Raw genomic sequence first — 23,716 nt, 5'->3', positions numbered from 1 at the left:
CGGCCAAAATGCTGCCAGCTCCGGTGACCGCCTCTTAACCGGAGAACGCGGTTAAAAATCGGGCTCATCTCCGATTAAGCCGTACTTCCCGAAGGACACAAACAGTATGTTGGACGAACTCCGGCGAATCCTCCGTTCGCCAGAGGAGAACACACAGATTCTTGCTTCAAATCATCCGGGAGGCTGCCTTCCTTTTTGGGTTGTTGAATTGTGATATCGGTGATGGGTTATGCTTTCTCATCATTGCGTGTAAATGGTATCATTGTACATATAAAATATCAGAAAGAAGGTTATTCTATGGCCAGAGTTTTAGTAGTGCGCGCGCATCCTTTCGACAGCAGCGTTTCCCGTTCCATGAAAGTTTTGGATGCATTTCTGGAGGAATATAAAGCGGTGAATCCTTACGACCGCATCAAGGACATGAATCTCTATGAAGTCGCCATCCCTGAAATCGATCGGGATCTTTTGACAGCCTGGAAGGAACTGTCGAAAGGCGCCCTTTTTGATCAATTGACTTCCCGTCAGCAGGAAAAAGTGACCCTGTTCAACCATTACACAGATGACTTTTTATCCATGGATAAAATCATCATCGCCAATCCTTTGTGGAACATGCACGTTCCCGGTCGTCTGAAAACATGGATCGACACCATCACAGTAGCCGGACAGACGTTCCGTTACACAGAATCCGGAGCAGTCGGAATGGTGCCTGATAAAAAGTTGCTGCATATCCAAGCTAACGGCGGAATCTTCGACGGCCGTGACCCTGCCAGCCAATACATCAAGAGCATTTTCCGCTTCTTGGGAGTAGAGGAAATCTCACAACTGTTCGTCGAAGGGATGGACACATACCCTGACCGTGCTGATGAAATCGTCGCGGATGCGATCGAAAAAGCCAAACAATTGGCCAAAACTTTCTGATATAACCTCAAACAAAAAAAGAAGCCCACCGGCTTCTTTTTTTGTTTGTTACGTTTTCTCGGATTACTCGGCAGTCAATGTGCGGATGCTTGCCTCGAAAGCAGCAACTTTTTCATCGACGGCAGCTTGGCTTTCAGCCTTTGCACCGATGTAGAATTTGATTTTTGGTTCTGTTCCGCTTGGACGGATGGCAATCCAGCTGCCGTCCTCCAGGAAGTATTTCAGCACATTCGAGCTAGGCATATCGATGTTTTCTGTGGAACCATCAGGGAAAGTCTTCGTTGAGTTTCCGAAGTCTTCGGTGATCGATACGGCGATGCCTGCGAAGTCCGCCGGCGCTTCCGCACGGAATTTGGCCATCAGCGCTTTGATTTTTTCTGCTCCAGTGATGCCGGACATTGTGACGGAAATCGTCTGTTCTTTATAATAGCCGTGCGTTTCGAAGATTTCTACCAAGCCGTCATAAAGCGTTTGGCCTTTTTTCTTGTAGTAAGCCGCTACCTCAGCAATCAACACAAGGGCTTGGATAGCGTCTTTGTCGCGGACGAACGGTTTTGCCAGATAGCCGTAGCTTTCTTCGAAACCGAACAAGAATTCCTTGCTGTGGTCCTCTTCGTATTGCTTGATTTTTTCTGCAATGAATTTGAATCCAGTCAGTACGTCCACCATGTCCGCTCCGTAAGATTTTGCGATTGCGGTCGGCAGTTCGCTGGATACGATCGATTTCAGGGCTGTCCCGTTGGCAGGCAAAGTGCCGGCAGCTTTTTTCGCGCGCAACAAGTAATCAAGCATCAAAGAAGCGATCTGGTTACCGGTCAGGACAACATACTCACCTTTTGCTTTGCGTACGGCCGCACCCAAGCGGTCAGCATCCGGATCTGTCGCGACCAAAATATCGGCATCCAGTTCTGTCCCCAGTTTAAAGGCGTATTCGAATGCGCCTGCTTCTTCCGGATTCGGTGATTTCACGGTAGAGAAATTCGGATCGGCTACAGCCTGTTCCGGAACAAGGTGAATACCTTCAAAACCGGCATTTTTCAAGGCGCGCTCACCCAGCATTTGGCCAGTTCCGTGCAGAGGCGTAAAGACCAATTTCATCTCTTTGCTCATCTCATTGACAAGAGCAGGATCGACAGTAACGGTTTTGACCAAATCAAGGTAAGCCGCGTCGACTTCTTCCCCAAGCATTTTGATCAGGCCAGCAGCTTTCAACTCTGCTTCATCGCCCACTTGGATCGTCAGCGGATTTTCGATTGCTCTTACATAATCGGTCAAAGCATCCGCATCGGCAGGAGGCATTTGGCCGCCATCATCCCCGTAGACTTTGTAGCCGTTGTAATCAGCCGGGTTATGACTCGCTGTGATCATGATGCCCGTTAGCGCATTCAAATGTCTCACCGCAAAGGACAACTCGGGTGTTGGACGCAAGCTTTCAAAAACGAATGCCGGGATACCGTGCGCACCCAAAGTCTTGGCTGCCTCCATGGCGAACTCCGGTGATTGGTGTCTGGAATCATAAGCGATTGCGACACCGCGTTTTTTCTCTTCCTCACCTTTCGCTTCCATCAAACGAGCCAAACCTTCGGTCGCTTGACGGACTGTGTAGATATTCATCCGGTTGATTCCGACTCCCAGGATGCCGCGCATGCCGGCGGTCCCGAATTCCAGCGGAGCAAAGAAAGCATCTTTCAGCGCTTCTTCATTGCCCTCCAAAGATTGCAGTTCTTGTTTTAAAGTAGGTTCTAATAAGGCAAACTCATTCCATTGTGCGATGGTTTCTTGATAAGACATTTTCATCATCCTTCCCATATTAGTTTAGCCATATTATAACATTATTTACATGCCAAATGAGCGAAAAGATGGAATCTACAAACAAAAAAGTTCACGCCCTGATTTCAGGGCGTGAACTACTTTTATGCTTGCCGATTTGACAACAAATTGGCTGTTGCGGTGACTATTTTTTTCAGTCCGCTGTCTCAGCAGCTGCTTCTGCAGCTGCCAGCCGGTCATGCAGGTCTTCGATGTAAGCAAAGGCGCGGTTTCCGGCCTCCCCTCCATCACCGACAGCTGTCGTGATTTGCCGCAACAGCTTCTGACGCACATCCCCGATTGCAAAGATCCCAGGAACTGCTGTTTCCATATGCTCATTTGTGATGATCCAGCCTTCTTCATCGGTGATGCCCAGATCAAGGAACGCGTCCGATTGCGGCAAAATACCTACGTAGATGAAGGCACCATCCACGGGTTTTTCTGTGATTTCGTTGGTGTTTTTGTTCCGGATCACTACGCCCGTTACTTTTTGTCCGTCGCCCTTGATTTCTTCCACAACAGAATCCCAAGTAAAGGAAACTTTCTCATTCTTGAAGGCACGGTCTTGGATGACTTTTTGAGCCCGCAATTCATCCCGTCTGTGGATGATGTCGACATCCGCGAACTGTGTCAGGTAAGTCCCTTCCTCCACAGCAGAATCGCCGCCACCGACTACGGCCAATTTCTTGCCTTTAAAGAAAGCACCATCACAGACGGCGCAGTAGGAAACGCCTCGGCCGTTGTACTGTTCCTCCCCAGGAACACCCAACTTGCGGTGATAAGATCCTGTGGCAATGATGACAGCACGTGCCTTATAGGATTTTTTGCCTGCTTCAACGATACGGTAATCGCCATCGACAACGATTCGTTTTACATCGCCATAAACGTGCTCCGCCCCGAATTGCATCGTGCTTTCGTACATCCTTTCAGCCAACTCCGGACCTAAAATCGATTTGAATCCAGGATAATTCTCGACTTCGGCTGTATTGTTCATTTCCCCGCCCGGGATGCCGCGCTCCAACAGCAACGTCTTCAAATTTGAACGGGATGCGTAAAGCGCCGCGGTCATTCCGCCTGGACCAGCTCCGATGACGATGACGTCATAAATTGTTTCAGTTTGTTCCATATTTATTGTATCTCCTTCTTGTGTTGAGTCTGTTCCGGCCGGATGCCGGAATCTGGTTCTTATACAGTTTACTCTGACTTTATTTTTTGTGCCACAATTCTGCTCAGGCTGCCAAATCCACAATGAAGAAGCCGAGCCATGAATCGCAGAACGATTGGTGGCTCGGCTTCTGTTGTTTATCACTCAACATTCGGCTGGATTCGGATTACCAAAACGGCTATTTGCCTTCATCCTCGGCAGTCAGTTTTTCACCAAGCTCCACCAGATAATTTTTCAATTTATCTTTTATTTCCGGATGGGTGAGGCCATAGGAAATGCTTGTCGTCAGGAAACCGAATTTGTCTCCAACGTCAAAACGCTTGCCGTCGAAGCGTTTTGCGAAGACGCGCTGTGTCTGGTTCAAAGTATCGATTGCGTCGGTCAATTGGATTTCTCCGCCTGCACCTGGATTTTGATTTTCCAGAATTTCGAAAATTTCCGGAGTCAATAAGTACCGGCCGATGATAGCCAAATTGCTCGGTGCATCTTCCGGCTTCGGTTTTTCGACGAATCTGCGGACGTTGAACAGGCCTGGTTCCAGTTCCTGATCCGGATCGATGATGCCGTATTTGGATGTTTCTTTATGCGGCACTTCCATCACGGCGATATTGGAAGCATGCGTGCGCTCGTAAGCATCCATCAACTGCTTGGTCAATGGCACTTCATCCTCCATGAGATCATCACCCAGCATGACGACAAATGGTTCATCTCCGACAAAAGCTTTCGCCTGCAGAACCGCATGACCCAGCCCCAATGGATAAGACTGGCGGACGAAATGGATACGCAACCCGGTCGTTTCCTGAACCAATTCCAACAATTCATTTTTGCCTTTTTCACGCAGATTCGCTTCCAATTCAATATTTGAATCAAAATGGTCTTCAATCGGACGTTTGCTTTTTCCGGTTACGATCAGGATATCTTCGATCCCTGATGCGATTGCTTCTTCGACGATGAATTGAATGGTCGGTTTATCGACGATCGGCAGCATCTCTTTTGCCATCGCTTTCGTCGCCGGTAAAAAGCGCGTTCCGAATCCCGCAGCAGGAATCACTGCCTTTCTGACTTTTTTCATATTGACTGGCTCCCCTTTTCCACATTTTGAGAAGATTGCTCCGCTTTGCCTTCGCGCAGCATCAATTCCTCGATTGCTTTTTTGACATCGACTTTCTCGTACAACACTTTATAGATGGCTTCCGTAATCGGCATTTCGATGCCTTTTTCCTGTGCCAATTCATAAGCGGCTTTCGTTGTCGCCACTCCTTCAACGACCATCCCCATATTGTTCAGCACTTCATCCAGATCATGCCCTTTTCCGATCAGATTCCCTGCCCGCCAGTTTCGCGAATGGCGGCTCGTTCCGGTAACGATCAGATCGCCTACTCCGCTTAAACCGAAGAAGGTCATTGGATCGGCTCCAAAAGCGATGCCTAGTCGGCTGATTTCCGCCAAGCCGCGTGTCATCAAAGCCGCTTTCGCATTGTCCCCGTAACCCAATCCATGGAGCGCTCCGGCACCCACTGCGATGATGTTTTTCAATGCAGCACCCAATTCAACCCCGATGACATCCGTATTCCGGTAGACCCGGAAATAGGGATTCATGAATAGTTTCTGCACGTACCCAGCATCCTCTTCATTTTCAGATGCGGCAGTGATCGTGGTGATGTCCTTTTTGGCTACTTCTTCCGCATGGCTCGGTCCGGAAAGGACGACTAAACTATCGTATTTTTCAGCCGGAATCTCCTCCTGGATGATGACGGAAATCCGTTTATGGGTATCCTGTTCCAGACCTTTGCTGGCGTGGATCAGATGCGGCTTTGTCTGGCCATCCAATAACGACGCAACTTCTTTCGCAACCACCCGGATTGCTTTTGTCGGCAGAACGAACAAGAGCGCATCTGCGTTGTCTATGGCAGTTCTCAGATCGGTGTATCCCGCAATCGCTTCGTTCAGCTTGGCACCCGGTAAGTAATGCTCATTCGTGTGCTGTTCATTGATTTCTTTGATTTGTTGCGGATCGTTCCCCCAAAGGCGGACTTCATGTCCATTCTCATCCAATACCATGGATAAGGCTGTTCCCCAAGATCCTGCCCCCAATACGGCGACTTTTTGTTTCATTTTGCTCGCTTCCCCTCCATTAAACTCTCACGCCGGAAAGAATGTACTCTTCCAACTCTTCTGGATCTTTGACTATTTTTGTTGGCCGAAATGGTTGGATGAAGTCTGTCGTTTTCTCGGACCAGCCCACAAAAACACTTGTGACTCCAGCATTATTGCCTGCAACTATATCGTGGTGATTGTCCCCTACCATTACGCTTGTTTCTCTTTCGGCACCTAGTTGATCCATCGCCAGGAAGAGGGATTCCGGATCGGGTTTCGGACGCGCAAAATCACCTGAACCGATGATCGTATCGAAATAATCTGTGATGCCAAGTATCGAAACTCCGCGTTTCAGCACATCGCTGCGTTTCGTCGATACAACACCCAGGCGAAGTCCTTCTTGTTTGAGGTTGTTGAGTACTTCTCTGATGCCCGGAAAAATACCGATCATGTCATCATGCTTCTCCAGCATGACTTCCCTGTAGCGGGCAACCAGTTCCTCCTGTCGCTCTGGATCAAGGTTCCCATAAATTTCCTCTAAACTTGGACCGTTGAACTGAGCCATTTCCTCTAGCTTGAAGCGACCCGGAAAATTTTCCTCCATAACGACGAAGTGACTTTCGCTGATGAGTCGATTCGTGTCGGCAATTGTGCCGTCAAAATCAAATAAAACCGTTTTGAAATTCATACCTTTACTATGCTTCCTTTCTGGTGATGTCCGTGTAAAAGGGATCCGGTGGATAATTGTTTCTGCGCCTGTATGCCCATATTGCCATCGCTCCGAGGAACAACAGGATGGACAGCACTTGTGAAACCCTGATTGGTCCGAAAAGATACAGGCTGTCCGTACGCATACCTTCGATGAAGAAGCGGCCGAAAGAGTACCACATGACATACGTGAACATCACTTCACCGACACGCAACAGCTTTGCCTTTCTGCGCAGGAACAGAATCAGTAAAAATCCAACCAATGACCAAAGCGATTCGTACAAGAAGGTCGGGTGGTAATAGATTCCGTTGATGTTCATCTGTTCAATGATGAACTCCGGTAAGAATAACTGCTCCAAAAAGGCGCGGCTGACTTCTTCGCCATGCGCTTCCTGGTTCATGAAGTTCCCCCATCTGCCGATGGATTGCGCAATCAGGACGGCGGGTGCCAGAATGTCCATCGTCAGTGCAAAAGAAATCCCTTTTCGTTTTGTGTACCAATAAATCGTCAGAATACCGGCAATCAACGCACCGTAAATGGCGATGCCACCATTCCAGATTTGGATGATTTCGCCTGGGTTCTGCAAGTAATAATCCAACTCAAACAATACATAGTAGATGCGAGCGCCGATGATCCCGATCGGTATCGTCCAAAACATCATGTCGACAATAAAATCCGGATCCAATCCTTTTTTGTCGGCCTCTTTCGTCGCCAGTGTCATGGCAACGAGGATACCTGCCGCGATGATGACACCGTACCAACGGATTTCCAACCCACCGAACGACAATGCTACGGGATTCAATGCGGCTATCAAATTATTCATTTCATTCTCCTTTTTTTAACCTATTCACCCTTTTGGGCGTTCTCTTTTATCAAAGCCTCCAGATTTCTTTCGAAAGTCTCAGCGGCATTGTAGCCCATGGTTTTCGCCCGGAAATTCATGGCCGCCACTTCGATGATGATGGCAAGATTTCGTCCTGTCTTTACTGGAATTGTGATTTTAGGGATACCGACATCCAGAATGTTCACGATTTCTTCGGTGCTGCCCAGACGTTCGAACTTTTTGTCTTTGCTCCAAAGCTCCAGATTGACGATCAGATTGACTTCATTGGTCTGTTTGACTGCGCCCGCCCCGAACAGCGTCATCACATCGATGATGCCGATTCCGCGGATTTCGATCAGATGGCGCAGGATACCCGGTGCCTCACCGATCAGCGTATTTTCATCGTGTTGGTAAAGATCAACCCGATCATCAGCAACCAAACGGTGGCCTTTTTGGATCAATTCCAAAGCCGTTTCCGACTTTCCGACGCCGCTATCCCCTGTAATCATAACGCCCATCCCGAACACATCAACGAAAACCCCGTGCATCGAAACCCGTTCTGCCAACTTGCCCTCAAGGAAATTGGTGATGTTGCTGGATACTCTTGTAGTTCTGGATTGCGCCGAAAGAATCGGTATGCCGGCTTCCTGTGCGGCTTTCAGCAATTCTGCGGGTGCAGGCAGTCTGCGTCCGATAACGAAACAAGGTGTTTCTTTGTTGCAAAGACGCCTCATGACGATCAAGCGCTCTTCTGCGGTCATCCGTTCGATAAATGTCAGTTCCGTTTTCCCCAACAATTGGATACGGGCTGATGGGTAAAAATTAAAGAAACCTGTCAACTCCACGCCGGGTCTAGAGATTTCACTGGTCGTGATCTCGTTGCCCAAAAATTCTTCTCCGCTCAGTACAACATATCCTGAAGAATCCACTAATTCCTTTACAGTTACTGTATTCGCCATTCTTATCCCTCGCTCTATCATATAATTTCCTGACCCTGATCAGGCAGGATTTTTTTGTTTTCATCTCACCGCAATCAAAAAAACAGCTCGCTTGTGGTTTATTGTATTCCTATCCATCATAACATTTTATGGGTGCATGCGAAAGAACAAAAAGGCAGCTGAAACAATCGTTTCAACTGCCTTAATTTAGGTTATTTGATGCTGGCTGCCAATGTTGAACACACTAACTAATGCGCGTCATCCCTGCTCAGGAACATATGCACGACCGACATGATCAAAGCCACGAGGAATGCCGTACCGTAGCTCGTGAAGTGGAATCCTGGACCCACTAACCAAGACGTCAAATACAGCATGAAGCCATTGATGACAAAGCTGAACAAGCCGAACGTAAGGATTGTGATCGGAAACGAAAGAATCGAAAGCACCGGTTTGATCAAAAAGTTGACGATGCCCAAGACAATGCTGGCCCAAAATGCCGTCCAAAGACTATGCACATAAAATGAAGGTGCCATAAAATAAGCCAAGGCGATGAACACTAGCGAATTGACGGCCGCTTTCTTCCAGAATCCCATCAAAAATCACTCCAGTCGTCCTCTTCTTGTTTGTCCACTGGTTTAGCTTCTTTTACTGGTCTTGCAGTGTCGGAACTGCGGCGCGATGATGAAGAACCATACGATCCGCCAAATGATTGGCCGCTGCCGCTTTGGCTCGGTTCAGGCATCAGGATCGCCATCAGGATGTACAGCAATACTGGCGAACCGACTCCCGCAAATACGGCGATCAGAAAGACCACACGCACAATCGTCGAGTCGATGCCGAAGTATTCGGAAATGCCTCCCAGAACACCGCTGACTTGTCTGTCTGTAGCAGATTTCGTTAATTTTTTCATGTTCATTCTCCCCTTATGTGTGCCATTTATTGTCGCTATTTTTAGTTATTTTTTAAGAATATGTTTCCTGTTGTCGTCTTTAATTCTACCATAACTGGCGATTCCTCGTCCATTCGTCTGAATTCCAGGTACTTGTTGGTGTGTTCATTTTTTTGGCGGATGATTTCGATGTTTTCCATCCGGTTCATGATTTTCCCTAAAGAACTGCTGGCTTTCACTTCAGCGCTTTTGCCAGCCGGCAAAGATAGCTTAACTGACCCGTTGACGGAGCTGGCTTGGATCTGCTTGGCGTTTGTTCCTGGATAGGACAGTTTCACATCGCCGTTCACAACGGAAACAGTGGCGCTGACGACATCACTTTTGATCGTCAGACTGCCGTTTATAGTCTTCGCCAGGACATCAATGATTGTGCTTTCCGAGACATCCAGATTCCCGTTGACTCCATCCGTCTCCAGCATGATGGCCTTGAGACCTGAGACGACCATATTGCCGTTTGTGGATTTGATGTAGAAATCTTTTCCTTCGATATTTTTCAGGCTGACATTCCCGTTCAAAAGCTTGATTGCCACGTAATCGTATTCGCGTTTCGGCAAAGAGACGACGATATCGCATTTCATCCGTTTGTTCGGAACGCGGAAAGTGAATTTATCCTCATCCATCACAACCGTGCTGCGCGCATCGAAAGCTTCCTTCGCTGTCGCTTCCTCTGTTTTCCCGTAGATTTTCACATCCGCGGCGACCGCGATGGTTTCGTTATCCCAACTCTGAAACGTCACATTGCCGTTTGCCAATTGAAAATCAAGGATTGTAGCTGTATTTTGATCAAAAGTGAATTCATGCTGGAATTTGCTGGTAATCAATCCCGGGAGTTTGATGTTGAAATCAGTGTCTTTCCAATCGACATTTTCTACCACCGTTTGGACCGTATCGGTCAAAAATTTGCTCAATTGTGCGCCTGCTTTGGTGAGGCGTTCCGTGAAATTGGTGGCTGTGTCTTTCCATTCGTCTTTATTTCCCAGTTTCTCGCCAAAGGATTTCACACTGTTTTCCACATGCTCCTTCTTGAGGCTGCGCATTTTTTGTTCCATCTCGATTTTTTCGGCTTCGAGCGCAGCAGCTTGCCCACGCAGACCCTCCAGTTCTTCATCCAAGCGCATTAAGGTGACTTCTTGTTCACCCGTCAGATCGCCCAATTCATCGGCTGTCGCTAATTCCTGCCTTTTTTCGGCTTTGTCGTTGATCTGTTTTTTCAGCGATTGGAGTGCCTCGCCTTTCGCATCTATCTGAGAAGAGAAATAGGAGATCTCGCTTGCCAGTTCATCCAAAATCTTTTCCAAATTTTTGCGGTCCTCCCGCTCCTGATCGGATACGTGATCCGTTTGCTCTATATATGCTGATGCAGTATCCTTTGAGTCAGTAAAATCCTGTTGCTGATTTAACTTCACTGCATCTTTACCTTCGCGTTTTGCTAAGTTTTCCAAAAGTACCAAGGCTTCTTCTGTAGTGATGATGCCTTCTCTTACCAACGCCAAAATTCGGTCTCTTTCATTCATGGTAGTTCCTCCTTGGTGGTTATCCATCTATCTGATTACTGACACGGGACAGTTTGCCTATTTCTGATTATCTGTTGCTTATGTTCTTATTATGCCCAATTTCCTTTCCCTTGTCATAGGTCTTAAGATGGATTTTCCCTTCAGCAGAAATGACTAGAGGACTGCGGGTACAATAGGCTTGTCTGCTGAACAGAGCAGTGCATACAATCTGTCTTCAGCTCCGATGAGGGGCAATTTGCCGGAGTAGACCACTAAAAATCGGACTTAACTCCGATGAAGCGACCTTCATCGGAAATCGTAATCGGCATGCATCCTGTACTCCGGCAAAGCCTCCGTCCGCCGGAGTAGAATAGTGCAGTTCCTAGTTATAGAAAGTAGCCTCAAAAAAGTCATCTGATATCAATAAGAAAAGACTGTCTCATATTTAAATTAAATGAGACAGTCTCTTGTGGCTATTTGGTTTTTTTATCCCTTGCTTTATCCCGTTCAAGGATTGGTTTCAGGAATTGGCCGGTGTAGCTACCCTTCACTTCGGCGATTTCTTCCGGCGTACCGGTCGCGAGTACAGTTCCTCCGCCGGCTCCGCCTTCAGGACCCATATCGATGATGTAATCGGCCGTCTTGATCACATCCAGATTGTGTTCGATCACCACGATTGTGTTGCCTGCTTCCACCAAACGGTCCAAAACCTGCAACAACCTTGCGATATCATGCGTGTGCAAGCCTGTGGTCGGTTCATCCAGTATATAGAATGTCTTCCCGCTCGATACGCGTTGCAGTTCACTGGCAAGTTTCATCCGTTGAGCCTCACCACCGGATAAAGTAGTGGCTGGTTGTCCTAATGTCACATAGCCGAGGCCGACATCGACGATGGTCTGCAGTTTACGCCTGATTTTCGGGATGGCTTCAAAATACGTCAAAGCTTCTTCAATTGTCATATCCAGCACTTGGGCGATGTTCTTGCCTTTATACTGCACTTCCAACGTTTCCGAATTGTAGCGCGTACCATGGCAGACTTCGCAAGGCACGTAGACATCCGGCAAGAAATGCATCTCGATTTTTAGAATGCCGTCGCCGCGGCAGGCTTCGCAACGGCCGCCCTTGACGTTGAAGCTGAAGCGGCCTTTTTTGTAGCCGCGTATTTTGGCTTCATTGGTGCTGGCGAAAAGGTCACGCATGTCATCGAAGACGCTCGTATAAGTGGCTGGATTGCTCCGCGGTGTGCGTCCGATCGGGCTTTGGTCGATGTCGATGACTTTCTCCAAACCTTCGTACCCACTGATCGTCTTGAACTTGCCCGGTTTTTCTTTCGTGCGGGTCAATTCTTTGGAAAGCGCCGTCTTCAGAACATTATTGACCAAGGAGCTCTTGCCTGATCCGGAGACCCCTGTGACCGCCACAAGTTTGCCCAATGGGAAGGCTGCAGCGACATTCTTCAAATTGTTCTCAGCGGCGCCGGTGATTTTGACGGCTCCTCGATCTTCTGTCCTTCGTGTCTCAGGGACCGGGATGAACAATTTTCCTGACAGGTATTTTCCGGTCAAGGATTTCTTATTTTTCATAACTTGCTCGGGCGTGCCGGCAGCCACAATTTCACCGCCGAGTTCACCCGCGCCCGGTCCGATATCAATCAGATAATCCGCCTGCATCATCGTGTCTTCATCATGTTCCACAACAATCAGTGTGTTCCCGAGGTCGCGCATATTTTTCATCGATTCGATCAATCGGTTGTTGTCGCGTTGATGCAACCCGATGGACGGCTCATCCAGGATATAGAGGACGCCAGAAAGGTTCGAACCGATCTGCGTTGCCAACCGTATCCGCTGCGCTTCTCCGCCCGAAAGTGTGCCCGCCGTACGGCTCAGCGTTAAATAGTCGAGGCCGACATTCTTAAGGAAAGTCAACCGAGAGAGTATTTCCTTCAGTATAGGAGCCGCAATCTGTTTTTCCTGTTCCGAAAGGGAAATATCCTCAAAAAAAGCTACAGCCTTCTCGATGGAAAATTCGGTGACTTGGCCGATATCGAGCTTGGCCACCTTCACGGACAGGGCTTGCTCATTCAGACGATAGCCATGGCAAGTATGGCAGGCCAGCTCAGTCATGTACTGGCGCATCGCGTCGCGCGTAAAATCGCTCGATGTCTCTTTGTAGCGTCGATCAACATTTGTAATGACCCCTTCAAAGGGTATGTCGACATCGCGGACACCACCGAATTCATTTTGATAATGGAAGTGGAAGAGCTCTCCCCCGGAACCATAGAGCAGTTTCTTCTGGGTATCCGTGCTCAGTTCTGCAAACGGAACATCCATGTCGATTCTGTTCTGTCCACAAAACTGGCGCAGCATTTCCGGGTAATAATTCGAGCTGATCGGATTCCAAGGTACCAAGGCTCCTTCATTCAAGGAAAGTTGCTTATCAGGAACAATCAGGTCGGGATCGACTTCCAACTTCATCCCCAGACCGTCGCATTCGGAACAGGCTCCGTAGGGTGCATTAAAAGAGAATAGCCGCGGCTCAATCTCACCGATCGTAAATCCGCAGTATGGACAAGCGTGATGTTCGCTGAACAAAAGCTCCTCACTGCCTATGACATCAACTACAGCATATCCATCAGCCAAATGCAAGGCTGCTTCGATCGAATCGAAAAGACGCGAACGGATGCCCTCTTTGATGACCAGGCGGTCCACAACGATGGCGATGTCATGTTTTTTGTTCTTTTCCAATTCAATCTCATCAGAAACATCAAACAATTCTCCGTCTATGCGGACGCGGACATAGCCTTGCTTTTTGATGTCCTCAAATACTTTTTTGTGCTGCCCTTTTTTGCCTTTGATGATCGGTGCCAGTATCTGCAGTTTCGTGCGTTCCGGCAACTCAAGAACCTGATTCACCATCTGTTCAGGTGATTGGCTACTTATCGGCGTGCCATCATTCGGACAGATTGGATGGCCGACACGGGCAAAAAGCAACCGCAGGAAATCATTGATTTCCGTGACTGTACCGACTGTCGAACGGGGATTGCGGTTCGTTGTCTTCTGATCGATAGCAATCGCCGGACTCAACCCATCGATACTGTCGACATCGGGTTTATCCATCTGACCCAAAAACTGGCGCGCATAGGCCGAGAGACTTTCCACATATCGTCTCTGTCCTTCCGCATACAGCGTGTCGAAGGCCAATGAGCTCTTGCCCGATCCGGAAAGACCGGTCATGACGACAAGTTTATCCCTTGGGATGGTAACATCTATATTCTTCAAATTGTGCGAACGGGCTCCCCGTACGATGATTTGGTCTTTTGCCATATTTTCAGATCCCTCTTTGCCTTATTCTTTGGTTCTTGTCTATTTACTTTTATCTATTTACTATAGTAGATAGTATACCATATCCACGCCGCAAAAGAACACTAGTTCGCACGGATATTCAATGTTGTTTCCCGTCTGACGGAGTTTTCCCTGCCTCATTTTGTGCATCTTTCCGACCATGTTCGGCATGTTCGACAGCCAAGTGCAGGATTTCGTAGACATGCTGATCATCTTGGCTGTAGAGTATATTTTTCCCGTTTCTTCTGCTTTTCACTAACTTCGCTTCCCGCAGTTTCTTCAGCTGGTGCGACACTGCGGATTGTTCCAAGTCCAGTTCCTGTGCGATGGCATTAACGTTCAATTCCCGGTTTTCCAATACATGGAGAATCAAAAACCGGGTCGGATCGCCGATCAATTTGAAAATTTGCGTAACTGCTCGTATCGTTTCGGTATTCAAATCTGACATCATCTCATTTAGACCCCTATCCCTTTCCTTCAATCTTCATTTTAGCAAATCCATCCGTTCTATGAAAGCTATTGCCCTTCCTGTCGAAATCAAGCAGCTGCAAGCAAATCCGGTTAGCCTAAGCACTGACTGACCAAAAAAAGTGTTGCAACACCGCTTTGGGCATCGCAACACTTTTCTGATTAGATTTTATGATGGACATTCAGTTCCACGACTTCTCCGGAATCCAAGTAAATGATCCACTCGGAGATATTCGTTACATAATCGCCTATTCTTTCCAAATAAGTCGAAATGCGCATATAATTGGTCCCTCCAAAAACGATATCAGGATCCTGTTTCATATGCTCGATGCAGCTTTCGTAAATGCTTTTTGCTTGTGCATCAATTTCGATGTCCCTTGCCGCAATCTCGCGGGCCCGATCGGCATCCATCACGACATAGGCATCCAGAACTTCCCTGACCATCGCCATGACCTTCAAACCAGACTCCGCAATAGCCGTCTCGATATCGGCATCATGTTTGCTGCCTTTCACTTTGATCGTCGATTTTGCGATACTGACCGCATGATCCCCGATCCGCTCCAAATCCGCACTGGCCTTCATCACGGTAACGATTTTGCGCAAATCTGTAGTGACTGGCTGCTGCAAGGCTATCAGTTCGAAACATTCGATTTCCAAATCGTTCTCGAGTTTATTGATGGCTGCATCTTCATCTATGACTAGTTGAGCCAATTCTTTGTCATGTGTGACAAAAGCGTCCACTGATTTATGGATCGCTTCATTGACCAACACACCCATCTTCAAAAAGTGAGCGTGCAAACTCTTTAGTTCCTCTTCAAATACTCGTCTCATCACAAACCAACCCCTTTGTAAATATCTTTCATTATGCAACGGATCAGCCGAAACGTCCAGAAATATAATCTTCCGTTTGTTTTTCTTTTGGATTGGTGAAGATTTGGCTGGTTTCGCCGAATTCAATCAATTCTCCATTTAAGAAAAAGGCAGTGTTATCAGAAATCCGCGATGCTTGTTGCATATTATGCGTAACAATGATCATCGTGTAATCTTCTTTCAAATCCATAAGCATCCGTTCGATCTGAGCACTGGAAATCGGATCCAACGCGCTCGTCGGTTCATCCAATAAAATGACTTCCGGTTCGATCGCCAAGACCCGTGCGATGCAGACCCTTTGCTGCTGGCCGCCTGATAAAGATAAGGCACTCTGATCCAATTTATCTTTGACATCATCCCATACAGCTGCTTTCTTCAAACTTTCTTCCACAATCCGGGCGATTTTTTCTTTGTCCTTCATTCCGGCGATGCGTAGACCATACGCTACGTTATCGAAAACAGAAAACGGGAATGGGTTTGGTTGCTGGAAAACCATGCCGACCTTCTTCCGCAACTCTACAGTGTCCATCTGTGGACTGTAGATATCCTGGTCATTGAAACTGATTTTACCGGTGACCGTGACATCCGGAATCAAGTCATTCATACGATTCAGGGTCCTTAAGTAGGTGGATTTGCCGCATCCGCTCGGACCGATCAAAGCCGTGATTTCTTTTTTATGAAAATCAAGCGAAATGCCCTTCAACGCTTCGTTCTTTCCGTAATATAAATGTACATCACGCGTTTCAATAATGGGTTTTGTGCTGTTCACGTTGCTTTCCTCCTAGCCGAAATGCCCAGAAACATAATCTTCCGTCTGTTGGATCTTCGGACGGGTAAAGATTTTTCTGGTCTCATCATATTCAATGACATTGCCCAAATAGAAGAACGCCGTATAATCACTGATCCGGGATGCTTGTTGCATATTGTGCGTAACAATGATGATCGTATACTTTTCCTTCAACTCCAGCAATGTTTCTTCGACTTGGGAAGTCGAGATTGGGTCCAACGCGCTGGCAGGTTCATCCAAAAGCAGGATATCCGGTTTCAATGCGATTGCCCTTGCGATGCAGAGCCGCTGCTGTTGACCACCGGAAAGCGCTAAGGCGCTCTTGTTCAACTGATCCTTCACTTGATCCCAAAGAGCAGCTTGTTTCAGGCTGGTTTCGACAATTTCGTCCAAGACTGCCTTATCCTTCAAGCCGTGTCTTTTCAATGCAAAAGCGATGTTCTCATAAATCGATTTGCTGAAAGGATTCGGTCTTTGGAATACCATCCCGATATTTTTCCGCATCTCGAACACATCGATTTCAGGTACGTTCACATCGATGCCTTGGTAAATAATTTCCCCCGTCACCTTTGCGCCGGCAACAGTATCGTTCATCCGGTTCAGCGAACGAAGATACGTGGATTTTCCGCACCCGCTCGGTCCGATCAGCGAGGTGATTTTATTCTTTTCAAATTCCATGGAAACGCCTTTGATTGCTTCAAAATCGCCGTAATGAACATGCAGATCATTTGTTTTAAGGGCGATTTCAGCCTCAGGACGCATCTGGATGATATTCGTTTCCAGTGTTTTTTCATTTCCCATCAAGGGTCCCTCCTTCAAGTCAAATTTCCGGTCCTATGCAGAAGTGGCCTTTTTCTGCAATCTTCTGCCCAAACTTCTTGCAGTCAGATTGAAGATGAGGACAGCCAGCACCAATACTGCTGAGGCACCAGCGGACACTTCCGCTCCATCCGGTTTCACGCCTTCACTGTTGATCTTCCAGATATGCACAGCCAATGTTTCGGCGGGCCGGAAAATGTTCAAAGGACTTGTGATGGATTGCGGATTCCAGTTTGTGAAATCCAAAGCCGGAGCGCTCTGACCGGCTGTATAGATCAAAGCGGCAGCTTCACCGAAAATACGGCCTGCAGCCAAAATCATACCGGTAAGAATACCCGGCAAAGCAGCCGGCAGAATAATCCGCGTCACTGTCTCCCAGCGGGAAAGGCCCAGCGCCAATCCGGCTTCACGCTGGGAAGAAGGAATCGCCCGCAAGGAATCTTCGATCGTACGCGTCAAAAGCGGCAGATTGAAGATGGTAAGGGACAAAGCTCCCGAAAGGATCGAAAAGCCGAAACCAAACTGGATAACAAAAATCAGGAAGCCGAAGAGACCGACCACGACAGAGGGCAAGGAGCTCAAAACTTCGATAGCGGTACGGATGATGTCGGTAAACCAATTTTGAGGTGCATATTCCGAAAGGTAAATAGCCGCCCCCAACGCAAGTGGCGTGCTGATAAGCAACGTCAAGACCAGCAGATAAAACGAATTGAATAACTGTACTCCGATTCCGCCGCCTACCTGGAAGGATTTTGCCGGTGCCGTCAAAAATTCCCATGAGAACTGGGGCAGTCCACGCCATATGATAAAGAGCAGCAGACTTGCCAAAATAAGGATGATCGTTCCGGAGAACAAATAGATCAGACCGACCATAAATTTATCTACTTTTTTAGAATCCATGTTCATTTTTTAACGGCTCCTTTCTTACCGATGTAGCGTGTCAAAATATTGAAGAATAGCGCCATCAACAGGAGGATGGTAGCCAATGACCAAAGGACATTATTCTCCAACGTTCCCATTACCGTGTTCCCCATGCTCATCGTCAAAATACTTGTCAATGTCGAAGCGGGTGTCACCAATCCTGTCGGCATCAAAGTCGCATTACCGATGACCATCTGGACCGCCAATGCTTCTCCGAAGGCACGCGCCATCCCAAAGACGACTGCTGTCAGCAGACCAGGTGTCGCTGCCCGCAATACAACCTTATAGATAGTCTGCCAGCGGGTCCCTCCCAATGCAAGTGAAGCTTCACGGTAATGACGAGGAACAGCATTCAAAGCATCCACTGACATGCTGGTCACGGTCGGCAAAATCATGACGAACAGGACCAATGTGGAAGACAAAATTCCGAATCCGGTACCGCCGAACAGAGACCTGACAACAGGCACGACGACCGTCAAGCCGATGAATCCATACACGACTGACGGAATACCGACAAGCAGTTCGATTACCGGCTGCAGAATTTTTTTTCCCGATTTCGGTGAAATTTCCGTCATGAACAGGGCAGCAGCCACGGCGAACGGCGTCGCAAAAGCTGCAGAAATCAAAGTGACCAAAAATGAGCCTGCGATCATCGGTAAGGCTCCTACCAATGGTGTGCCGTCATCAGCAACGGTACCAGGATTCCAGATGCTCTTCGTCAGAAAATCCCCCAGTGATACGCCATCCGTAACAAAGGTGGATATTCCTTTGCTGGTGACAAAATAAAGAATGGACAGCACAATGAAGACGATGACTGCTGTGCTGATAAGGCTGATGGTGCGTCCAAATGATTCCAATCTGCGTTTACTTGACTTTTTCATTAAGTTTCCTGGTGTCATTTCCAAGAGAAACCCTCCTCTTAAACTTTGAGCCGCGACGAAAAGCGCCGTCCTCCGAAAAGGCGGCCGCTTTCCGTCACAATGATATTCGGTTGCTTGCTACTCGATTGGTGTTACATTTCCTTCTAGGTCCCTATCGACCTTCATTTGCGTCGAAGGAATGTATCCCAACGCTTCGATCAGATTTCCCTGCACCTCTTCCGACAGCATGTAATCCAGGAATTCTTTCGTCAATCCAGTCGGTTCGCCATTCGTATACATATGTTCATATGCCCAGATGACCCAAGCGTTAGTCGCAACATTTTCAGCTGTGGGCTTCACCCCACCGATAGAGAGCGCCTCGACATCCTCATTCACGTAGGAGAACGATACATAGCTGATAGTGCCCGGTGTTGAGGCAACGATCTGACGGACGGTTCCGTTGGATTCCTGCTCTTGGGTGACGATGCTTTCTTCCCCGGCCAGAACCCATTTATCGAATGTTGCTCTGGTTCCGCTGCCTTTCGCGCGATTCAAGACGACAATCGGCAGATCCTTTCCGCCCAATTCGGACCAATTGCTGTATTTGCCGGTAAAGATGCCGCGCAACTCTTCCATGGAAAGATCCGTCACACCGACGCCAGGCGTCACGATAGGCGTGATACCTACGATGGCGACACGGTGGTCCACCAATTGGCTGGCATCGATCCCTTCCCTTTCTTCGGCAAAAATATCCGAATTGCCGATATCGACCGCACCCGCGGCAATCTGGCTCAATCCTGTCCCAGTACCGCCTCCTTGCACATTGACGAATTTCCCGAGATTTTCCGCACTGAATTGCTCCCCGGCGGCCTCCACTAACGGTTGCAGCGCAGAAGAGCCTACTGCGGTGATCGATTCCTCATCGACTACAGGTCCGCAGGCAGAGAGCGTAAAAATGGCTGCGAGACTGGCTATGGCTGAAACGTATCTTAATTTCATTGTATACCTCCCATTTATTTACCTTGAACACATACTTATCCATCGTAACGAATGTTTGTAAATGTTTCGTATCTCTTTTGTAAATTTTATGTAAATCCATCATTTATTTTATCGATGGAACATTGTAACGTTGATTCTGCGTTATTTTTTTGTAAATTTACTCTATGATTATCCACATTATAACAAATTGGCGGAACGCTTGTCTTACATATGGCACAGAAATATTTATTACATTTTCATGAGTGTTTTCAAACATCCACTTTTGGCAGATATTAGAAAAGGATAAAAAAAAGCCGGGAAGATGGCGCGCAATCGGGTTCGATCACGTGGTCTTCCTGGCTTTATCTTTTCTCATTCTGCATCCCTAAATGTGTCAGTCTTCAAACTTGTTGTTTGTGTTCAATTCGATGATTTTCCCTGTCCCCAAATAAATGATCCATTCACAAATATTTGTTACATAATCACCGATCCGTTCAAGGTAGCCCGCGACCATGATGTAGTCGGTTGCTCCCAGAACAAGTTCCGGATCAAGCTTCATCTCTTCGATGGCGCGTCCGTAAATATGTTCGGCGGCCTGATCTACCAATTTGTCGCTCAAGGCAACTTCTTTGGCTTTCTCGATGTCCGTTTTGATATAGGCGGCAAGTACTTCCTCCACCATTACTTTTACTTTTTCTGATTGTTCGGCTATCGCGGCTTCGATATCGGAATTGCGCTTGTTCCCCTTTACACGGATGGTCGATTTTGCGATACTGACGGCGTGATCCGCCATACGCTCCAGATCCGCGCACGCCTTCATGATGGTGACGATTCTGCGGAGGTTACCGGTAACCGGCTGATGCAACGCGATCAATTCAAAGCATCTTTTTTCGATTTCAGCTTCTCTTTGGTTGATAGCGACATCACTCGCAATCACTTCCGCAGCAAGCTCTTTATCATGGTTCACAAAACCTTTAACAGATATGTAGATTGCTTCGTTCACCATTTTTCCCATTTCAGAGAAAAGTACGTGCAGATCCTGCAATTCTTCTTCAAAAATCTTTCTCATCTTTTCGCCCCCTGTTACATGTCATTATGCATCACAGTGCATCCCTTATCCCATTATAGCCCAGTCTTAACCGAATTTACCAGAGATATAATCATCTGTGCGTTTGTCGTTCGGATTGGAGTAAATGATTTCCGTCTTATCATATTCTACCACTTCTCCATTCAAAAAGAAGGCCGTTTGGTCCGAAATCCGTGCTGCCTGCTGCATATTATGGGTCACGATGATGATGCTGTAGTCTTTTTTCAAACTTTGGATAAGATCTTCGACTTTTGATGTCGAAATTGGATCCAAAGCGGAAGTCGGCTCATCCATCAAAAGGACTTCCGGTTCCACCGCCAGACTTCTGGCGATGCACAAGCGTTGCTGTTGTCCACCGGATAGCCCGAAAGCATTTTCTTTCAGACGATCCTTTACTTCATCCCAAAGTGCTGCGCCTTTCAAGCTCTTCTCAACAACTTCATCCAATACGTTTTTGTCTTTTACGCCGTGGATTTTAGGCCCGTAGGCGATATTTTCATAGATCGATTTTGGGAAAGGATTCGGTTTTTGGAAAACCATCCCCACATCCGTGCGCAACTGCTCCACTTTATAGCGCGGATCAAAAATATTCTGTTCATTGTAATTGATCGATCCCGTCATTTTTACGCTCGGAACCAATTCGACCATCCGATTCAAGGTTTTGATGAAAGTGGACTTGCCGCAGCCTGATGGTCCGATGATCGCTGTGACTTCCTTGGTGGGAATATCAAGCTGAATGTTCTTTAAGGCGTGTGTATTTCCGTACCATAGATTGAAATCTTTCACACTGTAAATCATTTTTTTATCTTTCTGGCTCACTTCTGGATTCAAATGAGTAACCTCCTAATTTAATAACGCTTCGAGAATTTGTTGCGGATGTAGATCGCCAATGAGTTCATGATGACCAACATCAGCATCAAGACAATACTTCCTGCTGCAGCGACTGCCTGAAATTCCTCTTGAGGACGCCCTGCCCAGTTGAAAATTTGGATCGGCATTGCCGTAAACCCGGACCAGATGCTTTCCGGAACATAAGCGATAAAGGTCATCGCTCCAATCATCAACAGCGGTGCAGTCTCTCCGACAGCCCTGGATAAAGCCAGTATCGAACCCGTCAGAATGCCGGGTACTGCTGCGGGCAGAACGACTGTCCGGATTGTCTGCCATTTCGTGGCGCCCATTGCATAAGAAGCCTCATATTGTTCTCGTGGGATGGCACGGATTGCTTCCTGACTCGAAACCACGATGACAGGCAAAATCATCAAACTCATAGTCAAGCCGCCCGCCAAGACGCTCCGGCCCATTTCCAGCAAACGGACAAATACCGTCAGTCCCAATAGCCCGAAAACAATCGATGGCACGCCGGAAAGGTTCGAAATATTCAATTCGATGAAGTGCGTAAATTTATTGTCGGGAGCATATTCCTCAAGATAAATCGCCGTTCCGACACCCAGAAGAAGCGATAACGGGGCGATGATGGCCATGATCCAGACCGTTCCAGAGATGGCAGCCTTGATGCCGGCGTCCTCCGGTTTTCTCGAAGCATAATTGTTCAAAAAATCCCAATCTAGATATCCGGCACCTTGAGAGACGATCCGCATGACCAAGATAGCCAAAACAAAGATCCCGAAAAAGGTTGCCAGAAAGAACAGCCATTTGACTAAGGTGTTGAGCAATAGCCGATTGTTGACTCTTTTGTTGTTTTTTTCCACTAATTTCATCAATATTCCTCCCTAAAACGACGGGACATGTAATTCGCCAACAGGTTCATGAGCAGAGTGAAGAGGAACAACGTCATCCCTACTGCGTAGATGCTGTAGTATATCGTAGAACCGTATGTTGCATCCCCCATGCTGACCTGAACAATATAGGATGTCATCGTTTGGATGGATTCTGTTACATCAAGTGTAAATTTAGGTGTGGATCCAGCGGCTGTGGATACGATCATCGTTTCGCCTACCGCACGGGAAATACCCAAAACAACGGAGGAGATGATCCCTGACAATGATCCCGGTAAGATCACTTTCAGTGCCACTTCCAAGCGGGTAGCGCCTAGAGCTAAAGCTCCCTCACGCATAGCATTCGGAACTGCTCCCATCGCTTCTTCCGATAAGGAAGTGATTTGTGGGATGATCATGATCCCCACGACAATCCCGGGGCTAAGCGCATTGAATATCGGCAGATTCGGGATAAACGTCTGCAACAAAGGGGTAACGAACGTCAAGGCGAACAGCCCGTAAACCACTGTAGGAACTCCGGCTAAAACCTCCAAAACAGGCTTGACGATTTTTCTCGTCCGTTCGGTTGCGTATTCGCTCAAATAGATGGCTGAGCTTAGGCCGAGTGGTACGGCAACAAGCATCGCAACGCCTGCTATCAGGAATGTTCCGCTCAACAGCGGCAAAATCCCAAAACTGGGATCATTTTTGAAGAAAGGGTACCACTCTTTTCCTGTCAAGAATTCCAGGATCGGAACGTCACCGAAAAACGTGAACGTTTCTTTTGCCAATGTGAAGACAATCCCGAATGTGGTCAGGATCGAAATGATCGCACAAGTCAGAAAAAAAAGCGGCATTGCTTTTTCTGTAAATTGCAGAGATTTTTGTCGTGAACTTTTTTCATTCATCAAGTCTTTGACAGATTTGGACATATTGATTCTCCTCTAATAAAGATGAGATGTAAGG

At 47.4% G+C, this 23,716-nt stretch carries 23 protein-coding genes; 1 reads left to right on the top strand and 22 read right to left on the bottom strand.

Going from position 1 to position 23,716, the window contains the following annotated elements; translation table 11 throughout:
• The first annotated feature begins 297 nt into the window (after window positions 1-297).
• Window positions 298-918 (top strand): NAD(P)H-dependent oxidoreductase, encoded by a 621-nt coding sequence (locus ACTCCX_RS07170; RefSeq protein ID WP_463275363.1) that lies wholly within the window; start codon window positions 298-300, stop codon window positions 916-918.
• Window positions 919-981: 63 nt separating this feature from the next.
• On the opposite strand, the gene ACTCCX_RS07165 is transcribed toward ACTCCX_RS07170, so the two are convergent.
• The 22 genes from ACTCCX_RS07165 to pstC (ACTCCX_RS07060) form a co-directional block, all read right to left on the bottom strand.
• On the bottom strand, window positions 982-2,709 hold the full coding sequence (locus ACTCCX_RS07165) for a phospho-sugar mutase (RefSeq protein ID WP_463275362.1): 1,728 nt from the start codon (window positions 2,707-2,709) through the stop codon (window positions 982-984).
• Between the two features lie 172 nt (window positions 2,710-2,881).
• Window positions 2,882-3,853, bottom strand: coding sequence for a thioredoxin-disulfide reductase (trxB, locus tag ACTCCX_RS07160; RefSeq protein WP_463275361.1), 972 nt, complete (start codon window positions 3,851-3,853; stop codon window positions 2,882-2,884).
• Between the two features lie 217 nt (window positions 3,854-4,070).
• Window positions 4,071-4,964 (bottom strand): UTP--glucose-1-phosphate uridylyltransferase GalU, encoded by an 894-nt coding sequence (gene galU / locus ACTCCX_RS07155; protein WP_086988679.1) that lies wholly within the window; start codon window positions 4,962-4,964, stop codon window positions 4,071-4,073.
• A complete protein-coding gene (locus ACTCCX_RS07150) occupies window positions 4,961-6,007 on the bottom strand; it encodes an NAD(P)H-dependent glycerol-3-phosphate dehydrogenase (protein WP_463275360.1) in 1,047 nt (348 codons plus the stop codon). Before ACTCCX_RS07150 ends, galU begins: the two co-directional genes overlap by 4 nt.
• A gap of 19 nt (window positions 6,008-6,026) precedes the next feature.
• The gene (locus ACTCCX_RS07145) at window positions 6,027-6,677 is read right to left on the bottom strand and encodes an HAD-IA family hydrolase (protein WP_463275359.1); all 651 of its coding nucleotides are present in this window, start codon (window positions 6,675-6,677) and stop codon (window positions 6,027-6,029) included.
• Between the two features lie 7 nt (window positions 6,678-6,684).
• Window positions 6,685-7,521, bottom strand: coding sequence for a prolipoprotein diacylglyceryl transferase (lgt, locus tag ACTCCX_RS07140; protein WP_463275358.1), 837 nt, complete (start codon window positions 7,519-7,521; stop codon window positions 6,685-6,687).
• 20 nt (window positions 7,522-7,541) lie between these two features.
• The gene (gene hprK, locus ACTCCX_RS07135; protein WP_463275357.1) at window positions 7,542-8,480 is read right to left on the bottom strand and encodes an HPr(Ser) kinase/phosphatase; all 939 of its coding nucleotides are present in this window, start codon (window positions 8,478-8,480) and stop codon (window positions 7,542-7,544) included.
• 227 nt (window positions 8,481-8,707) lie between these two features.
• Window positions 8,708-9,052 (bottom strand): phage holin family protein, encoded by a 345-nt coding sequence (locus ACTCCX_RS07130; protein ID WP_463275356.1) that lies wholly within the window; start codon window positions 9,050-9,052, stop codon window positions 8,708-8,710.
• Entirely contained in the window at window positions 9,052-9,369 is a 318-nt protein-coding gene (locus ACTCCX_RS07125; RefSeq protein WP_463275355.1) for a PspC domain-containing protein, read from the bottom strand. The genes ACTCCX_RS07130 and ACTCCX_RS07125 overlap by 1 nt, the downstream gene beginning before the upstream one ends.
• A 41-nt stretch (window positions 9,370-9,410) precedes the next feature.
• On the bottom strand, window positions 9,411-10,922 hold the full coding sequence (gene liaX, locus ACTCCX_RS07120; protein ID WP_463275354.1) for a daptomycin-sensing surface protein LiaX: 1,512 nt from the start codon (window positions 10,920-10,922) through the stop codon (window positions 9,411-9,413).
• Between the two features lie 452 nt (window positions 10,923-11,374).
• Window positions 11,375-14,224, bottom strand: a complete 2,850-nt coding sequence (gene uvrA / locus ACTCCX_RS07115) for an excinuclease ABC subunit UvrA (RefSeq protein ID WP_463275353.1) — start codon at window positions 14,222-14,224, stop codon at window positions 11,375-11,377.
• Between the two features lie 118 nt (window positions 14,225-14,342).
• On the bottom strand, window positions 14,343-14,690 hold the full coding sequence (locus tag ACTCCX_RS07110) for an ArsR/SmtB family transcription factor (protein ID WP_463275369.1): 348 nt from the start codon (window positions 14,688-14,690) through the stop codon (window positions 14,343-14,345).
• Window positions 14,691-14,872: 182 nt separating this feature from the next.
• Window positions 14,873-15,541, bottom strand: a complete 669-nt coding sequence (phoU, locus tag ACTCCX_RS07105; protein WP_463275352.1) for a phosphate signaling complex protein PhoU — start codon at window positions 15,539-15,541, stop codon at window positions 14,873-14,875.
• Between the two features lie 43 nt (window positions 15,542-15,584).
• On the bottom strand, window positions 15,585-16,349 hold the full coding sequence (gene pstB / locus ACTCCX_RS07100) for a phosphate ABC transporter ATP-binding protein PstB (RefSeq protein WP_463275351.1): 765 nt from the start codon (window positions 16,347-16,349) through the stop codon (window positions 15,585-15,587).
• 12 nt (window positions 16,350-16,361) lie between these two features.
• Window positions 16,362-17,168 (bottom strand): phosphate ABC transporter ATP-binding protein PstB, encoded by an 807-nt coding sequence (gene pstB / locus ACTCCX_RS07095; protein WP_463275350.1) that lies wholly within the window; start codon window positions 17,166-17,168, stop codon window positions 16,362-16,364.
• Window positions 17,169-17,201: 33 nt separating this feature from the next.
• Window positions 17,202-18,086 carry a phosphate ABC transporter permease PstA gene (pstA, locus tag ACTCCX_RS07090; RefSeq protein ID WP_463275368.1) on the bottom strand — a complete coding sequence of 295 codons (885 nt, stop codon included), beginning with the start codon at window positions 18,084-18,086 and terminating at the stop codon, window positions 17,202-17,204.
• A gap of 2 nt (window positions 18,087-18,088) precedes the next feature.
• The gene (gene pstC / locus ACTCCX_RS07085) at window positions 18,089-19,006 is read right to left on the bottom strand and encodes a phosphate ABC transporter permease subunit PstC (RefSeq protein WP_463275367.1); all 918 of its coding nucleotides are present in this window, start codon (window positions 19,004-19,006) and stop codon (window positions 18,089-18,091) included.
• A 99-nt stretch (window positions 19,007-19,105) separates the two neighbouring features.
• Window positions 19,106-19,966: a phosphate ABC transporter substrate-binding protein PstS family protein gene (locus ACTCCX_RS07080; RefSeq protein WP_463275349.1), complete on the bottom strand. Its 861-nt coding sequence runs from the start codon at window positions 19,964-19,966 to the stop codon at window positions 19,106-19,108.
• Window positions 19,967-20,339: 373 nt separating this feature from the next.
• Window positions 20,340-21,014 carry a phosphate signaling complex protein PhoU gene (gene phoU / locus ACTCCX_RS07075; RefSeq protein ID WP_463275348.1) on the bottom strand — a complete coding sequence of 225 codons (675 nt, stop codon included), beginning with the start codon at window positions 21,012-21,014 and terminating at the stop codon, window positions 20,340-20,342.
• 66 nt (window positions 21,015-21,080) lie between these two features.
• Window positions 21,081-21,830, bottom strand: a complete 750-nt coding sequence (gene pstB / locus ACTCCX_RS07070; protein ID WP_463275366.1) for a phosphate ABC transporter ATP-binding protein PstB — start codon at window positions 21,828-21,830, stop codon at window positions 21,081-21,083.
• Between the two features lie 50 nt (window positions 21,831-21,880).
• Window positions 21,881-22,753: a phosphate ABC transporter permease PstA gene (gene pstA, locus ACTCCX_RS07065; RefSeq protein WP_463275347.1), complete on the bottom strand. Its 873-nt coding sequence runs from the start codon at window positions 22,751-22,753 to the stop codon at window positions 21,881-21,883.
• On the bottom strand, window positions 22,753-23,682 hold the full coding sequence (gene pstC, locus ACTCCX_RS07060) for a phosphate ABC transporter permease subunit PstC (protein WP_463275346.1): 930 nt from the start codon (window positions 23,680-23,682) through the stop codon (window positions 22,753-22,755). The genes pstA (ACTCCX_RS07065) and pstC (ACTCCX_RS07060) overlap by 1 nt, the downstream gene beginning before the upstream one ends.
• Window positions 23,683-23,716: the final 34 nt, after the last annotated feature.

The sequence above is a fragment of the Trichococcus sp. genome (genome assembly GCF_055118575.1).
Note: the sequence above shows the minus strand (reverse complement) of the source record. Positions and strands in the feature narration are given on the sequence as shown.

Coding starts and splice junctions, on each gene's coding strand:
- ACTCCX_RS07170 (WP_463275363.1), top strand. CDS start 298: ATGGCCAGAGTTTTAGTAGTGCGCGCGCATCCTTTCGACAGCAGCGTT.
- ACTCCX_RS07165 (WP_463275362.1), bottom strand. CDS start 2,709: ATGTCTTATCAAGAAACCATCGCACAATGGAATGAGTTTGCCTTATTA.
- trxB (WP_463275361.1), bottom strand. CDS start 3,853: ATGGAACAAACTGAAACAATTTATGACGTCATCGTCATCGGAGCTGGT.
- galU (WP_086988679.1), bottom strand. CDS start 4,964: ATGAAAAAAGTCAGAAAGGCAGTGATTCCTGCTGCGGGATTCGGAACG.
- ACTCCX_RS07150 (WP_463275360.1), bottom strand. CDS start 6,007: ATGAAACAAAAAGTCGCCGTATTGGGGGCAGGATCTTGGGGAACAGCC.
- ACTCCX_RS07145 (WP_463275359.1), bottom strand. CDS start 6,677: ATGAATTTCAAAACGGTTTTATTTGATTTTGACGGCACAATTGCCGAC.
- lgt (WP_463275358.1), bottom strand. CDS start 7,521: ATGAATAATTTGATAGCCGCATTGAATCCCGTAGCATTGTCGTTCGGT.
- hprK (WP_463275357.1), bottom strand. CDS start 8,480: ATGGCGAATACAGTAACTGTAAAGGAATTAGTGGATTCTTCAGGATAT.
- ACTCCX_RS07130 (WP_463275356.1), bottom strand. CDS start 9,052: ATGGGATTCTGGAAGAAAGCGGCCGTCAATTCGCTAGTGTTCATCGCC.
- ACTCCX_RS07125 (WP_463275355.1), bottom strand. CDS start 9,369: ATGAAAAAATTAACGAAATCTGCTACAGACAGACAAGTCAGCGGTGTT.
- liaX (WP_463275354.1), bottom strand. CDS start 10,922: ATGAATGAAAGAGACCGAATTTTGGCGTTGGTAAGAGAAGGCATCATC.
- uvrA (WP_463275353.1), bottom strand. CDS start 14,224: ATGGCAAAAGACCAAATCATCGTACGGGGAGCCCGTTCGCACAATTTG.
- ACTCCX_RS07110 (WP_463275369.1), bottom strand. CDS start 14,690: ATGTCAGATTTGAATACCGAAACGATACGAGCAGTTACGCAAATTTTC.
- phoU (WP_463275352.1), bottom strand. CDS start 15,541: ATGAGACGAGTATTTGAAGAGGAACTAAAGAGTTTGCACGCTCACTTT.
- pstB (WP_463275350.1), bottom strand. CDS start 17,168: ATGGGAAATGAAAAAACACTGGAAACGAATATCATCCAGATGCGTCCT.
- pstA (WP_463275368.1), bottom strand. CDS start 18,086: ATGGATTCTAAAAAAGTAGATAAATTTATGGTCGGTCTGATCTATTTG.
- pstC (WP_463275367.1), bottom strand. CDS start 19,006: ATGACACCAGGAAACTTAATGAAAAAGTCAAGTAAACGCAGATTGGAA.
- ACTCCX_RS07080 (WP_463275349.1), bottom strand. CDS start 19,966: ATGAAATTAAGATACGTTTCAGCCATAGCCAGTCTCGCAGCCATTTTT.
- phoU (WP_463275348.1), bottom strand. CDS start 21,014: ATGAGAAAGATTTTTGAAGAAGAATTGCAGGATCTGCACGTACTTTTC.
- pstB (WP_463275366.1), bottom strand. CDS start 21,830: ATGATTTACAGTGTGAAAGATTTCAATCTATGGTACGGAAATACACAC.
- pstA (WP_463275347.1), bottom strand. CDS start 22,753: ATGAAATTAGTGGAAAAAAACAACAAAAGAGTCAACAATCGGCTATTG.
- pstC (WP_463275346.1), bottom strand. CDS start 23,682: ATGTCCAAATCTGTCAAAGACTTGATGAATGAAAAAAGTTCACGACAA.